This is a genomic window from Limisphaera sp. VF-2, from assembly GCF_049537125.1.
GTDB lineage: Bacteria > Verrucomicrobiota > Verrucomicrobiia > Limisphaerales > Limisphaeraceae > Limisphaera.
In genome coordinates this window covers 287,860-301,359 of record NZ_JBMVQY010000002.1, presented here as the reverse complement: position 1 = coordinate 301,359, position 13,500 = coordinate 287,860, and the positions used below count along the sequence as shown (strand labels likewise).

8 protein-coding genes are annotated in these 13,500 nt (G+C 66.6%); 2 read left to right on the top strand and 6 right to left on the bottom strand.

Going from position 1 to position 13,500, the window contains the following annotated elements:
• Nucleotides 1-139: 139 nt before the first annotated feature.
• The gene (locus ACPDIT_RS08580) at nucleotides 140-1,282 is read left to right on the top strand and encodes an alpha/beta hydrolase (RefSeq protein ID WP_423442790.1); all 1,143 of its coding nucleotides are present in this window, start codon (nucleotides 140-142) and stop codon (nucleotides 1,280-1,282) included.
• A 55-nt stretch (nucleotides 1,283-1,337) separates the two neighbouring features.
• Nucleotides 1,338-8,345: a lamin tail domain-containing protein gene (locus ACPDIT_RS08575; RefSeq protein ID WP_423442789.1), complete on the top strand. Its 7,008-nt coding sequence runs from the start codon at nucleotides 1,338-1,340 to the stop codon at nucleotides 8,343-8,345.
• Between the two features lie 45 nt (nucleotides 8,346-8,390).
• On the opposite strand, the gene sixA is transcribed toward ACPDIT_RS08575, so the two are convergent.
• The 6 genes from sixA to fliQ form a co-directional block, all read right to left on the bottom strand.
• Complete coding sequence (gene sixA, locus ACPDIT_RS08570; protein ID WP_423442788.1) at nucleotides 8,391-8,894, bottom strand: phosphohistidine phosphatase SixA; 504 nt, start codon at nucleotides 8,892-8,894, stop codon at nucleotides 8,391-8,393.
• 14 nt (nucleotides 8,895-8,908) lie between these two features.
• The gene (locus ACPDIT_RS08565) at nucleotides 8,909-9,778 is read right to left on the bottom strand and encodes a CHAD domain-containing protein (protein ID WP_423442787.1); all 870 of its coding nucleotides are present in this window, start codon (nucleotides 9,776-9,778) and stop codon (nucleotides 8,909-8,911) included.
• A gap of 237 nt (nucleotides 9,779-10,015) precedes the next feature.
• A complete protein-coding gene (locus ACPDIT_RS08560; protein WP_423442786.1) occupies nucleotides 10,016-10,903 on the bottom strand; it encodes a dihydropteroate synthase in 888 nt (295 codons plus the stop codon).
• 412 nt (nucleotides 10,904-11,315) lie between these two features.
• The gene (locus tag ACPDIT_RS08555) at nucleotides 11,316-12,398 is read right to left on the bottom strand and encodes an EscU/YscU/HrcU family type III secretion system export apparatus switch protein (RefSeq protein WP_423442785.1); all 1,083 of its coding nucleotides are present in this window, start codon (nucleotides 12,396-12,398) and stop codon (nucleotides 11,316-11,318) included.
• 46 nt (nucleotides 12,399-12,444) lie between these two features.
• Nucleotides 12,445-13,221 carry a flagellar biosynthetic protein FliR gene (gene fliR / locus ACPDIT_RS08550; RefSeq protein ID WP_423442784.1) on the bottom strand — a complete coding sequence of 259 codons (777 nt, stop codon included), beginning with the start codon at nucleotides 13,219-13,221 and terminating at the stop codon, nucleotides 12,445-12,447.
• Nucleotides 13,222-13,224: 3 nt separating this feature from the next.
• A complete protein-coding gene (gene fliQ, locus ACPDIT_RS08545) occupies nucleotides 13,225-13,494 on the bottom strand; it encodes a flagellar biosynthesis protein FliQ (protein ID WP_423442783.1) in 270 nt (89 codons plus the stop codon).
• Between the last annotated feature and the right edge of the window lie 6 nt (nucleotides 13,495-13,500).

Below are 13,500 nucleotides of genomic sequence, written 5' to 3'. Positions count from 1 at the left end.
CAAAGGGCTGTCACGTTCGCATTCAGCACGAATCCACGGAGGTTCTATGAAGCATCCCAGGGTCGCGAGTTCTGCAAGGTGGAAGCGGTGTGTTCGTTTCGGGCGATGGCTCCGCACACGAGCGGTTGGCCTGGCGGGGATGGCGGTGTTCGGGGCGATGACGGTGGTCGTGGCCAACGCGCAGACGGGAGCGCCTCCGCCACGTGCGATGGGCAACCCCCAGGCAATGGTGCGGTCGCCGGAGGTGACCGAAGATCGAAAGATTACCTTCCGGTTGCGGGCGCCGCGGGCGGAGCGGGTCCGATTGCAGAGCAGCGATCTGCAGGGGGCGGGTTTGGGGGAGCTGCCGCCGTTGAGCCGGGACACCAATGACGTGTGGACGGTGACGGTGGGACCGGTGCCGCCGGGGGCGTACCGGTACGTGTTTATGGTGGACGACGTGCCGGTGGTGGACCCCCGGAATCCGGCCACCAGTGAATCCAACGAGACGACCTGGAGCCTGGTGGTCGTGCCGGGGTCGGAGTGGTTCGATCTGCGACGGGTGCCCCACGGGGCGGTGTCGGCGGTGTGGTACTGGTCGTCCACACTGCAGCGGTTCCGCCGAATGCACGTGTACACGCCGCCGGGGTACGAGGCGGGCACGAATCAGTATCCGGTCCTGTATTTGTTGCACGGAGCGACGGATTCGGATGCCTCGTGGAGCACGGTGGGTCGGGCCGGGGTGATTTTGGACAATCTGATTGCGGCGGGTCGGGTCCCGCCGATGGTGGTGGTGATGCCGCACGGGCACACGGGACCGTTTCGGTTCGGCATGCGGTTCAGTGATGAGTTCGAGCGCGATTTTTTGAATGACCTGATGCCCGAGGTTGAGCGTCGGTACCGGGTGCGCTCCGAGCGCGGTTCCCGGGCGATCGCGGGTCTTTCGATGGGCGGCATGCAGACGTTGAACGTGTTGATGCAGCGGCCGGAGGCGTTCGCGTACGCAGGGGTTTTCAGCTCCGGTGTGTTCGGGTTGCGCGGCGGGCCGGGACCGGCGCCGGAAGGGCCGACCTGGGAGGAGCGGAATCGGAAGGTGTTGGAGGATGCCAAGGCACGAGAGGGCTTGAAGGTGCTGTGGTTCGCCACCGGCCGGGACGATTTCCTGGTCGAGGTGAGTCGTGCGACAGTGGAGTTGTTGCGGCAGCGGGGCTGGCCGGTGACGTACAAGGAGACCGATGGAGGACATACGTGGAACAACTGGCGGGACTATCTGGTGGAGTTTGCTTCACTGTTGTTCCGTTAGAACATCGGCGCCACGCGGCCGCCAGCCTGCGCGAGGTCGTTGCAGGTCCGGCCACGTGGGTCCGGCGGGATGGCGGCAGGTCTGTTTGCTGGCGGGCTGGTTTATAGTCCAGGCGCCAGCGGCAGTGGTTTGGGTCCCCGAAGGTTCGGTGTGGAGGTTTCGGGCCGGCACCTACGAAGCCTCTTCGCCGATCGGGTTGTGGCGGTTGCCGGAATTCGACGATGCCGCGGCGGGTTTCCGGGACGCTCCGGCGCCGTTCTGGTATGGCGATCCGCAAACCGGCGGGACGGAGCTGACCGACATGCAGAACCGGTACCGCTGCATTTTCCTGCGGCATCGGTTCGTGGTGACCAACGCGGCGATGGTTCAGCAGGTTCGTCTGCGGACGTTCGTAGACGACGGGCTGGTGGCGTGGATCAACGGCCAGGAGGTTTTGCGCATTCGCATGCCGTCGGGCGAGCCGACGGTGAACACGCTGGCGCAGAACGCGCCGGAGCCGGTGATGTGGGAGATCCACCCGTTGACGGTGCCGACCGGGGTCCTGCGTTCGGGAACGAATGTGCTGGCGGTGCAAGTGTTCAACACCAGCCCGGGCAGCTCGGACCTGGGCTTCGACGCCCGTTTGGAGGGGGTGTATCTGGACACGAATCCGCCGGTGATTCTGCGGGTGGAACCGTCGCCGGGGGAAATCACCGACTTCACCGAAGTGGTGGTGACCTTTTCGGAGCCGGTGACCGGCGTGGACGCGGATGATCTGTGGTTGAACGGTGTTCCGGCGCTGGCAGTGCGCGGCGAAGGCGCGGTGTACCGGTTCCGATGGATGAGGCCGCCGTACGGGACGTTGCGCTTTCAGTGGGCGGCCGGGCATGGAATCACCGATCTGGCAGAGCCGCCGTTGGCGTTCGATGGCGCGGCGGCCGGGGCGGTTTGGGAGTACGATTTTCGGGATCGGACGCCCCCCGCAGTGGTCCGGTTGCATCCGCCGGCGGGACTGCGCGTGCGGCGGTTGGAAGAGATCGAGGTGACGTTCAGCGAGCCGATTTGGGGTCTGGACGCCGCGGATTTGGAAATGGGGGGTCGGCCGGCGCGTTACGTCGCCAGTCGCGGTGAAGGCGTTTACGTGTTCACGTTCGATCCGCCGGCCTCCGGGGTGGTGCAGGTGCGATGGGTCGCGCAGCACGGGATCACGGACACTGCAGCCGAGCCCAATGCGTTCGGCGGCGGGTCCTGGACGTACGAAGTGGACCCGGCGGCGCCGGGGGCGGACCTGGTCATCACGGAGATCCTGGCCGGGGCGGTGCGAAGCAACGGCCTGGTGGACGAGGATGGCGAGCTGCAGGACTGGATCGAGATTTACAATCGCGGGACCGAGCCGGTGAACCTGGCGAACTGGTCCTTGAGCGACGATCCGACCGTGCCGGGTCGGTGGGTGTTTCCGGAGCGGGTGTTGGGGCCGAACCAGTACCTTGTGGTGTTTGCCTCGGGCAAGGATCGGCGGTCCGCGGACCCGCAGGTTCCGTTGCACACGAATTTTCGACTGGCGTTGGGCGGCGAGCCGCTCGGGCTCTACTCACCGGATGCCCCGCGCGTCCGGGTCAGCGGCTGGGACCGGTATCCGGAGCAACGCAACGATGTCAGCTACGGATTGGATCCCCTGGGACAGTGGAGCTATTACGACGTGCCGACCCCCGGCGCCCCGAACGGGTTCACCAGCCTGACCGGGGTATGTGGGGAGGTGCGGGTGAACGTACAGCGCGGCCACTTCGAAGTGCCGTTCGATCTGGTTTTGTCGTGCGCCACCCCCGGCGTCGAATTCCGCTACACGACCGACGGAAGCGAACCGACGCCGGACAGCCCGCTGTTTCCGGGGCGGCTGCGGGTGGATCGCACGACGTTGTTTCGGGCGGCGGCGTTCAAGCCCGGGCATTTGCCCTCGCGGGTCGTGACGCACAGTTATTTCTTCGGTTTGCCCGCACCGCTGCGGTCCTTGCCCACTCTTTCGCTCGTGACGGCGTCCAACCACTTGTACGGGCCGAGCGGGATTTTGGGCATTCAGGGAGGCACCTATGCGGGTGGGCCGTGGCAGCCGGTCGCACCCGGCGATTATCACAACCCCTCGCAGCACGGGCTGGCCTGGGAACGGCCGGTGTCGGTGGAGTGGATCGAGCCGGGCGACGGGCGCGGTTTCCAAGCAGATGCCGGAATTCGGGTGCAGGGCAGCGACTACCAGCGGCCGCGTCTCCGCCCCACGAGCAAATTCTCCTACCGCCTTTATTTCCGCAGCGATTACGGGCCGGGTCGGCTGGAGTATCCGCTGTTTCCGCTGACGCCGGTGCAGCGGTTCGATCAGCTGGTGTTGCGGGCGGGATTCAATGAACCGGACAACCCCTTCGTGCGCGACGAGCTGACGCGACGGCTGTCGTCGGACATGGGGCAGATCGCTTCGCACGGCACGCTGGCGATCGTGTTCTTGAACGGGCGCTATTACGTCGGCTCGCCCTGGTACAATCCCTGCGAACGTGTGCACGAAGAGTTCTTCCAGGAGCACCTGGGGGGCGGAGCGGAGTGGGACGTGGTGGGGCCGGGCTGGGCGCAGACCGCGGGGACGCCGGGCGTGATCGACGGGGATCGGGCCGATTTCGATGCGCTGGTGAACTATGTGTGGTCGCAGACCACGTTTCCTCCGGTCGTGTACAGCAACGTGGCGCGCTGGTTGGATCTGACGAATTTCGCGGATTACCTGATTCTCAACACCTGGGCGGCCACGGGGGACTGGCCGGTGAACAACTGGCGGGCGGGTCGGGATCGTGCCGGAGGCCCGTGGCGGTTCGTGGTGTGGGACGCGGAGTGGGCGATGGGGTTTGCCAATCGCTCGGTGACGCTGAACTCGTTCACGCTGAGCGGGCCCGGTCCGACGGACTCCGGCCTGGGCAGCACGGCGGGCTCGGAAATCGCCCGCATGTTTCAGCGGTTGCGGACCAGCGGAGAATTCCGGTTGTTGTGGGCGGACCGGGTGCACAAGCATTTCTCGGAAGGAGGCGCCCTGAGCACGAGCAACCTCTGGCGTCGGCTGAACGAGCTGCGTCAGCAGCTGGAACCGTTGATGCCCGACTTCTCGCCGACCATCGGCAACTGGATCCGCGAGCGGGGACCGATTTACTCCAATCAACTGCTTCAAGCGGGCCTGTTCAACTTCACCAACGCACCGCGGTTCAACCATCCGGGCGGACGTGTGCCGTTGGGGTTCGAGCTGGTGATGACCAACAACGGGGCGGGCGTGATTTATTACACGACCAACGGGGGCGATCCGCGGGTGCCCTTCACCAGCGGGGTGGCGCCCGACGCCCGACCGTACACGGGGCCGATCCGGGTCACGGCAGACTTGACTGTGCGGGCGCGTTCGCTGGCGGGCGCCACGTGGAGTGCGATCAGCGAGGCGACGTTTCGTGTGGGCGGGCCGGGTGTGCCTCTGCGCATCACCGAACTCCATTACAATCCGGCCGGGGGCAGTGCGGAAGAGTTCTTGGAGCTGGCCAACCTCGGCGGCACGGCTCTGGACGTAAGTGGCTTTTGGTTCGAAGGGATTACTTTTCGGTTTCCTTTGGGCAGCGTGCTGCCGCCGGGTGCGCGCGTGGTTTTGGCGTCCAACACGGATACCAACGCGTGGCGCCAGCGGTATCCCGGCGTCATGCCCTTCGGCTGGTTCGGCGGCAATCTCGCCAACGGAGGCGAACGCATTGTCCTGCGCGATGCTCAGGGCCGCGTGGTCACTGCAGTCGAATTCGACGACGAGCGGGGGTGGCCCACGGAACCGGACGGTGGGGGGCCTTCGCTCGAGCTGGTGGATCCGTGGGGGAATCCGCTGGATCCGGGCAACTGGCGGGCCAGCGCCGCCGCGGGCGGCAGTCCCGGGGCTCCCAACTCCCCTGCCCTGCCCGGGTTCGTTCAGATTCACGAGATCATGGCGGACAACCGCAGCGCGGTGCCGCTCGGCGCCGGGTTTCCGGACTGGATCGAATTGCACAATGCCGGAGGGCAACCTGTGGACCTGAGTGGCTGGAGCCTCACCGACGATGACGATCCGCGGCGGTTCGTGTTTCCTGCCGGCACAACGCTCCCTGCCGGCGGGTATCTCGTCGTTTGGTGCAATGCGCAGGGCGCGCCGCCGGGCGCACTGAACGCCGGCTTTGGGCTCGATCGCCAGGGGGACGCGGTCTTCCTGTACGATGCCCAGACCAATCGCGTGGATGCGGTGGTGTTCGGACTGCAAGTGCCGGACCGTACCCTGGGCCGCTGGCAGGGACGGTGGACGTTGACCGAGCCCACCCCGGGGACGGCGAATCGGCCTGCGGCCATCGCGGATCCCGACCAGCTCGCCCTGAACGAGTGGCTGCCCGGGCCGGCCATGGGGCAGCCCGCCTGGGTGGAACTTTTCAATCGCTCGAGCGATCTCCCCGTGGCGTTGGAAGGTCTGTGGTTGGCCGCCGATGAAACTGCGGTTCCGTTGTGGGTTCGTGCCTTTCTGCCCCCGCAGTCGCATCTGCTGCTCCGGTTGGACGATGGGGCGGGGCCGAACTGGGTGCCACTCACCCTGCCCGCCGCCGGACGCCTGGCACTGTACGACCCGGCCGGGGGCTTGCTGGACAGCGTCACCTACACCGCCGCCGGCCCCGGGGTTGCCATGGGTCGGTATCCAGACGGCGCCGATGCCATCATGTCGTTTCCGGGCAGCAGCACGCCCGGTCGCAGCAACGAACTCGCCGTGGCCGGTGCGCCGCGGTTGCATGAAATTCTGGCCCGAAACCGGTCCGTGCCGGTCCGGGGGCGAGTGGCCGATTTTGTAGAGCTCTACAATCCCACCAGCACGATTCTCGACCTCACGGGGATGCGGCTCAGTTTGCAGCCAGACGGCTCCGATGCGTGGAGCTTCCCGTCAGGCAGTTGGCTTGGTCCCTTCGAGTTCATGGTGGTGTTGTGCGATCCGACGCAGCCGCCTTCGATGGAGCCGGGTCAGTTCAACCTCGGGCGCGGCCTGCCGGCGGAGGGCGGCGGGGTCTATCTGTGGGATGCGCTGGGCCGGCGACTGGACAGTATCGAGTACGGGCCGCAGGTGGCGGATTTGTCCGTGGGGGTGGCCGGTTCGGTCCGGACCTTGCTGGAGCGACCGACGCCGGGCGCGGCGAATGCCCCGGCTGCGCGGCTCGGCTCGCCCACGGTGCTGCGGATCAACGAATGGATGGCCGAACCGCTGTCCGGCTTGGACTGGTTCGAGCTGTACAACCCAAGCTCCTGGCCCGTGGATCTCGGTGGTCTCATTGTGACGGACGATCCCTCGCTGGCCGGACGGGAGCGACATCGCGTGGCCCCGCTGAGCTACATCGCGGCAGGTGGATTCGTGCAGTTCATCGCAGACGGCGAGCCCGGCCGCGGCGCGGATCATGTGAGTTTTGCGTTGGAAGCGGCCGGAGAAGCGCTGGTGCTGTACTGGATCAGCAATGGCGTGTGGGTGGTGGTGGACAACGTGGGCTTTGGCGCGGCCGCACCGGGCGTGTCGCAGGGGCGCTTGCCCGACGGCGGGCCGACGTTTGTTGAATTCCCGGGCACGGCCACGCCCGGGGCCAGCAATTATCGCCCACTCGCAACCGTGGTCATCCATGAAGTGTTGGCCCATAGCGATCCGCCGTTCGAAGACGCCATCGAGTTGTACAACCCGACGGATCAGCCGGTGGACATCGGCGGTTGGGGTCTCAGCAACGACGGGGCGGATCGGCTGAAGTTCCGCATTCCCGAGGGCACGGTCGTGCCGCCCAAGGGTTTTGTGGTGTTTTACGAGGGGCAGTTCGGGGCGCCATCCCTGGGAGACCGCGCGTTCGGGTTGAGTTCGACGCACGGGGAGGAACTGTGGCTGACCGAAGTGCGCCAGGGCCTGGAGACCGGCCGTCGGGATGTGGTGCGCTGGGGCGCCTCGTTCAACGGACAGGCGTTCGGTCGGGTGACCACCAGTGCGGGAGTGGAGTTCGCGCCATTGGCCCGGCCCACGTTTGGTGTCTCGGAGCCCCGAACGTTGGAAGAGTTTCGCACCGGTCGGGGCGGTCCCAATGCCCCGCCGCAAGTGGGGCCGGTGGTGGTGAATGAAGTGCACTACCATCCGGCCGAGAGTGAAGACGTCTCGAACGAGTGGATCGAACTGCACAACCTCGGCGAGCAGCCGGTCGCTCTGTACGACCCAGAGCACCCGACCAACACATGGCGAGTGGCCGGGGGCATTGCTTATGCCTTTCCTCCAGGGGCCCTGTTGGTCCCCGGCGGATTCGCACTGGTGGTGGATTTCGATCCAAACACCGATCCCGTGCGGGCGACGGCGTTTCGAGCTCGTTACGACATTCCTGCCGAGGTTCCGCTCTACGGCCCCTTCGCAGGTCGGCTGGACAATGCCGGCGACACAGTGGAGCTGCAGGCGCCCGATCGGCCGGAGGGACCGAACTCAGGCCAGCCGGGATACGTCCCGTACGTGCGGGTGGACCGGGTCGCCTACACGGACGCAGTCCCGTGGCCGCTCCGTGCCGACGGCGGCGGCCATTCCCTGCAGAAGGCCCTTCCCTGGCTGTATGGCAACGAGCCGCTGCACTGGGGCTCGGCTCCTCCCACGCCCGGCCGACCCAATCGCGCCGGCGCGCCGGACACGGACAGCGACGGGATGCCCGACTATTTCGAGCGGGCCCATGGATTCGATCCGCTGGATCGCGGCGATGCCGCGGGTGACGCCGACGGCGACGGCGCCAGCAATCTTCACGAGTGGGCGGCGGGCACGGATCCACGGGATCCGGCCAGCCGGCTGTGTCTGGAGGTGGTGCGCGACGAGGGCCGATGGCGGCTGCGGTTCCCGGCCGAGCCGCATCGTTCCTACACGGTGCTGGTTGGGGCGCGCCCGGAGTCGGGCGCCTGGCAAGCGCTCACGAACGTTCCTGCGCGCACTGTGCGGCGGATGGAAGAGATCGAGCTCTCCCCCGCAGGAACGGCCTCGCGGTACTATCGGGTGATGACGCCGGGGCCAACTCCTTGAACACCGGGGCGGGGTGCCGGGCGCGGCCGGAGGCTCGTGCCCGGTTCACTCCGGGTCGAACCAGCGCGGGCTGATGAGCCATTCCAAGGTGGCGCATCGGCCGGCTCGCACGCTGTCCAGTTCCAGTCGGCAAAGCCCGCATTTTTTGAGTGTCAGATCCAGTCCGTCGGGGTCACCCGTACAGAGGAGCGCTGCCAGCCGGCTCAGGAACGGTTCGTGGCCGACCAGCATCATGGCGTCCGGCAACGGCCGCAGGGCCTGCAGCTCGGCGACGAGGTGGCGCGGAGGTTGGTCGGGTGCCAACGATTCCACGACAACGGGCGCGCGACCCAGCCGCAATCCGCGGGCGAGGATGTCGGCGGTTTGACGCGCGCGGACCAGCGGACTGGTCCAGACGAGGTCACACTGGATTCCGCGCTGGCGCAGCGCGTGGGCCAGGGCCCGGGCGCGGCGTCGGCCGCGCGGCGTCAGGGCCCGATCCTCGTCTTTCCCGGAGGCGGTCTCGGTGGCGTCCACCGCCTCGGCGTGGCGCAGCAGATAGAGCTTCACGAGTCCGGAGGATGTCACGAGCGACGCCGCTGTGCCAGTCTGGAAGGCTCCCAACGGGTCACTTGGGCGATCGCGGCCCGGCAGCGGGTCAAAAGCTGGCGCTGCTGCTCGCGCAACAGCCGATCCACCTGCCGCACGCGCGTCGGCGGCACACCGGCCCTGGGAGCATCGGTTTGCCATGCCTGCCGCAAGACGACCGTGTCTTGCAGCTCGCCCATGAGGGTGTGGAAGCGGCGCATGGCCTGCAGTTCAGTCCGGGTGAGCCCCGGCAGTTTGGCCTGCAGCATCTCGCAAGCGTACCGGAACTTTTTGAAGGCCACGCGCAGACGGTGCACCTGGGCGGCCGTACGGGCATGTTGCGCACGGGTCAACACCTGCTGGTAGAGCGGCTGCAGGAGGGTCCGGACCGTGCCGGCAACGGATTCGCGTGCCTGCTCGCGGGCCATGGATTTCAGGGCCGTTTGCAACCGGCTCAGCCGCTTTTTCAGTTTGCGGTAGCGTTTCGAGGTCAGTTTGCCGGCCAGTTCACGACTGAGGGTCTGTTCCCGTTGTGTCCAGAGCTCGAGCAAGGCGTCCCGATCGGGAACGTCGTCGCGCAGGGCGACGAGCCGTTCCCGGCTGATGTGAAGGTCCCGCAGCGGGTCGAAATCGTCGAGGCGCCGTTTCAGGGACCTGCGCAGTTTCCGCACGCCGTCGCCGACCCCGGCGGATCGAAGCAACTCCACCAGGGCCAGGAGGCGACGGGTTTCCACGCGCAACTGATGGACGTGTTCGGGGGTGGGACGAGCCGCCGCGCGGTCCCAACGTTTGCGATGGCGACGCCGCAGTCGTGTCAGCGCCTCGGCCAGGATCCGTGCCACCGTTGGATGCAAGCGAGTCGCCATGGCAGTTGCTCCATGTCCTTTGCCTGCCTCCACCGAGGCCGGCCTGGGTTTCCGGTTGGACGGTCGCGCCGCACTTCCGGTGGATCACGGCGCGAGGCGGCCGGACCGCCGTTCCAATCTACACCCGGCAGGCCCGTTTTGCAGCCGGGTCCGCGCGAGGCTGCCGGTGGATTCCGGCCCCTGCGTTCTCCTGGCACTGTTGCCGGATCGATGCGTCATGCGAGACGGAGGTCCGGCTCAAAAGATCTGCAGTGTATCCAGGACCGCTTTGACGCGGGGTATCTCGTGCGTGCGGAAGAGGTCGGTGCGTCCCAGCGCAGCCAGAACGGCAAAAAACGGCTCCGCGCAACGAACCTCTTCGCCGAAGTACTCGAACGCATGCGGCAGCGCATGGCAGACGGGGCAACCCAGCGTGCGGAGGCGAAAGGTGTGGAGAAAGACCCGCATTTGATGTCGCACGCGCGCGGCGCTGTCCTGCAGGTTGCGGTAATAGAATCCCAGGCCGGGATCGAGGATGATTTTTTCGACGCCGCGGTGGCGGGCGCGCTCGATTTCACGGGCAAACGACTCGTGCATGGTGCGGAGGAGGTCCGGTGTGAAAACGAAATCGCCCACGGCCCGCACGTGCGGTCCCTGGACGTAACAGAGAATCACGGCAGCGTCGTGGGCCGCCACCAGTTCGTACACGGCATCGGCTTCGGCGGTGCCGGTGAGGTTGATGACGCTGGCGCCGGCCTCCAGGGCGGCGCGCGCCACACGGGCCGAGTACGTTTCCACGGACACCAGCAAACCGGCCGCGGCCAACTCCCGGACCACGGGCAAGAGGCGACTTTCCTGAAGCGCATCCTCCACGCGAGCGGCATGTGCCAGGGTGGATTCGGCCCCCACGTCCACAAGGTCGGCCCCCTGCGCCGCCAGCACGCGGCCGCGCCGCACGGCACTCTCCGGGTTGAGGCACACGCTCTCCCGGTACCACGAGTCGGGCGACAGGTTGATGACGCCCATGAGGACCGGGCGTTGTCCGAACGGGAGCGTCCGCCCGCGCAGGGTCAGGGGCGAAACGTTGGCCTCCAATGCCTCCGAATGTTCCTCCACCAAACCGGCCAGGTACCGCAAATCCAGCATGACCCCAACCTTGGCGCAAGACGATCCCGCTCACAAATCGAATGTGGAAAGGTGCGCGGTCGCAGGTGCATCCCGTTTTTTGACCGCCGGATCCAAAACTGCGGGGAAACGCCCTGTTTCGTTCTGTTCTCCCGCCCCGACGAGGCCCCAGATTCGGCCGCGCTTGCGGAGGCTTCCAAAGGCCTGGAATGCATTCCATCCGCACCGACCCGAGTGCTGTTGCCAATGCCCGCAGCGCTTCCCCGCAGCAAAGAGAGCCCACAGGAGCAGCTCGAGAACGGATCGAACCCGCCCGAGCACGTGAATTGGGCCGAGGAGAGACCGTTGCCGGGCCACTTCCGCCCCCGCAGACCCTGCGGGCTCCCGACTCCCCTGCCTGCGGGGCACGGGCACACGCGGAGCTTTGCCCGCCTCACGCTTGCTGTTCCTCGGCGTAGTACCGGTAGCGGTTGATGCGATAGACCCAGGCCAGGACCTCCGCCACGGCGGCGTACAGAGAAACGGGGATCTCCCCGCCCAACGGGGTGTGTTTGTAGAGCATCCGGGCCAGGGGCGGGTTTTCCACGATCGGCACGTGATGTTGTTGGGCGATCTGACGGATCTGGAGGGCCTGCAGACGCAGGCCCTTGGCCACCACACGCGGCGCGCGCATGGTCTTGCGATCGTACCGGAGAGCCACGGCCACGTGCGTGGGGTTGGTGATGACCACATCGGCTTTGGGCACGAGGGCATGGGATTGGGCGCGCGTGAGCGTCCGGCGACGTCGCCGGGCCGCTTTGATCAGGGGATTGCCCTCGGTGTGTTTGAGTTCCTCCTTGAGCTCTTCGCGGGTCATCATCAGGTCGCGATGGGTCCGCCAGGCCTGGTAGGCGTAATCCACCACGGCCAGGGCCAGCAGGGCCAGCGCGATGCGCAGCAACAGGCGCAATGCCGTTTCGCCGAGAAACCCGGCCAGACGCCCGACGCTGACCGAGGTGGCGAAGATGGGGTCGTTCAACACGGCCCGGATTTCGGAGTACGTCAGGCCCAGGATGACGGCGAACTTCAACAGGACCAATCCGGTCACGGGGAGTTGGCGGACGGAGAAGATGCGTTTCAGACCCGCGGCGGGGTTCAGGCGCGACCAGTTGGGGGTCAGTGCCTCGGAGGCGGTGTTGAATCGGTTTTGGATCGCCCCGGCCAAGAGCCCGGCCAGCGCGGTGCCCAACACCAGGGGGCCGGCGCACTGGATGAGGAACCAGCAGCCGCTGATGGCATAGCCGGGCAGGGCGGCGAGGGTCAGCGGCGTGTCATGCAAGTGGCCCAGGGTTTGGGCCATGGCGGCCACGAGGCGCCCCCAGGTTTCGCGGCCGGCGAAGCTGAGCGCCACGGCACCGCCCAGAAGGACGAAAGCGGTCTGAAGCTCGGCGCTCCGGGCGATCTGCCCGCGCTTCAGAGCCTCTTCCATCCGACGCGGTGTCGGTTGTTCGGTTTTTTCGCCTGTGTGCTCGGCCATGGACGTGACGACAGCGAGGCAACCTGGCGACGGCGCGCCGCTCCGGTCAGACGCCGCCCATCAAGCGGGCCACCACCAGAAGGTCATCCGGCAACCGGTGCAAATAATTGAACACGTACTGGGCCGTCAGATGGAGGGTCAGGCCGAAGACCAGCAGTCCCCCGCCAATCCGAAACGCGAAGCTTTCGGCAAACACATTCATCTGGGGGACGGCCCGGCTGAACAAACTGAAGACCAGCATGATCACCGCCGAGACGGCGATGACCGGCGCCGCCATCTGCAGGGCCACGACGAAGATGAGGGCCGAGTGCCGGACCAGCGTCTCGAACAAGGGCGCATTCAAATTCATCTGCCCCACGGGTAGCACGCTGTAGGTGCGCCAAAACCCGGCCAGCATCCAGTGATGCAGGTCCAGGGTGAGCATAACGACCGCAGCCAGGAGGAATAACACCAGTCCCGGGGCGCCGATGGTCTGCCGTTGGAAGGGATCCATCAGGGCGCCGAGGTTCAAGCCGGTTTCCAATCCGATGATGTTCCCCGCCAGGTCCACGGCATAAAACACCATGCGCGCCACGAAGCCCAGCAACAGCCCGATGCAAAGCTCCCGGGCCATCAGAGCCGTCCATTGGCCCAGGGTCAGGGGTCCCGGGTCGAAAGGCGGCAAAAACGGCCCAAGCAGCAGAGCGATGAAGGCCGCCATGGCCACGCGCATCACCGGCGGAAAGTTGATCGCGGAAAAGAACGGCAGGACCTGAAGGAACGCCCCGACCCGCAGGAACACCAGCATCCATTGAACGGCCTGGATTTCGATTGCCGTGGGCATGCCTCAAAGCGTCATCTGCGGGAGCTTTTCGATCACGGCGGTGGTGAAATCGACCAGGCTGCGGACCATCCAGGGCAACAGAAGCAGCAGCACGCCCACCACGGCCAGCGCCTTGGGGACGAAGGTGAGTGTGTGCTCGTGGATGGTGGTCACCGCCTGGAACAGGCTCACGGCCAGGCCCACGGTCATGGCGGCCAACAGAACCGGCGCCGCCAGCAGCAGGGCCTGAAAGATCATCGTGCGCAGCAGTTCAACCGCGAATTCGGGGTTCATACGCGT

What these genes read in the sequence shown, in the direction of transcription:
- ACPDIT_RS08580 (WP_423442790.1), top strand. Translation starts at nt 140, where the DNA reads ATGGCGGTGTTCGGGGCGATGACGGTGGTCGTGGCCAACGCGCAGACG.
- ACPDIT_RS08565 (WP_423442787.1), bottom strand. Translation starts at nt 9,778, where the DNA reads ATGGCGACTCGCTTGCATCCAACGGTGGCACGGATCCTGGCCGAGGCG.
- ACPDIT_RS08560 (WP_423442786.1), bottom strand. Translation starts at nt 10,903, where the DNA reads ATGCTGGATTTGCGGTACCTGGCCGGTTTGGTGGAGGAACATTCGGAG.
- ACPDIT_RS08555 (WP_423442785.1), bottom strand. Translation starts at nt 12,398, where the DNA reads ATGGCCGAGCACACAGGCGAAAAAACCGAACAACCGACACCGCGTCGG.
- fliR (WP_423442784.1), bottom strand. Translation starts at nt 13,221, where the DNA reads ATGCCCACGGCAATCGAAATCCAGGCCGTTCAATGGATGCTGGTGTTC.
- fliQ (WP_423442783.1), bottom strand. Translation starts at nt 13,494, where the DNA reads ATGAACCCCGAATTCGCGGTTGAACTGCTGCGCACGATGATCTTTCAG.